Origin of the sequence: Streptomyces sp. CT34 (assembly GCF_000805335.1) — a bacterium.
Classification (GTDB): domain Bacteria; phylum Actinomycetota; class Actinomycetes; order Streptomycetales; family Streptomycetaceae; genus Streptomyces.
This window is the reverse complement of the sequence record NZ_JSFP01000309.1, coordinates 1-653: the sequence shown is the minus strand read 5'-3', so window position 1 is coordinate 653 and position 653 is coordinate 1. Positions and strand designations below refer to the sequence as shown.

Here is a 653-nt window from a genome sequence, read left to right as displayed (position 1 = left end):
TGTAGTCCATGTCCTCGACGATGGTCCGCTCGGGGAAACCGCCGAAGGCGGTCAGCGTGTCGCGGCGGAACACCGAGCAGCAACCCGAGCACACCATGGGGCTGTTGGCGCGGGCCTGGATGGGCCGCTGCCAGTGGAAGCCGAACAGATACTCCGTGGAGCGTCCGCGTTCCCACACCGTGCGGGTGTAGCGGGTGCGGACGGTGCCCGCCGCGACCGTGACATCGGGGTCGTCGAAGACCGGGAGGATCCGGGCGAGGTAGTCCGGGGCGAGGACGGTGTCCGCGTCGACGGCCAGGACGAGGTCGGTGGTGCAGTGCGGCAGTGCGTGGTTCTGCGCCCTGGCCTTGCTGCCGAGGCGGTGCGGCGGGCGCAGCACGGTCACTCCGTGCGATGCGGCGACTTCTCCGGTGCGGTCCGTGGAGCCGTCGTCCACGACCAGGATCCGGTCGGGCGGGACGGTTTGCCGCGCGAGGGATTCCAGCGTGGCCGGAAGGCCCTCTTCTTCGTTGTGAGCGGGAACGATGACGGTGACGGTGTGCATGATGAGCTTCCCCCTGTCCTGCGGATCGCGCTGACCACGACGCAGACGATGCCGATCGCGCCGTAGATGATGGTGCTGATGCCGATGAACGGCAGTCCTCCGTGCATGT

General features: G+C 68.5%; 1 protein-coding gene. It reads right to left on the bottom strand.

All coding sequences use genetic code 11. The annotated features are described in order from the left end of the window. Positions 1 to 544 (bottom strand): glycosyltransferase family 2 protein (locus tag RZ84_RS00080; RefSeq protein ID WP_043262609.1); only part of this gene is annotated, 544 nt, incomplete at its 3' end. Between the last annotated feature and the right edge of the window lie 109 nt (positions 545 to 653).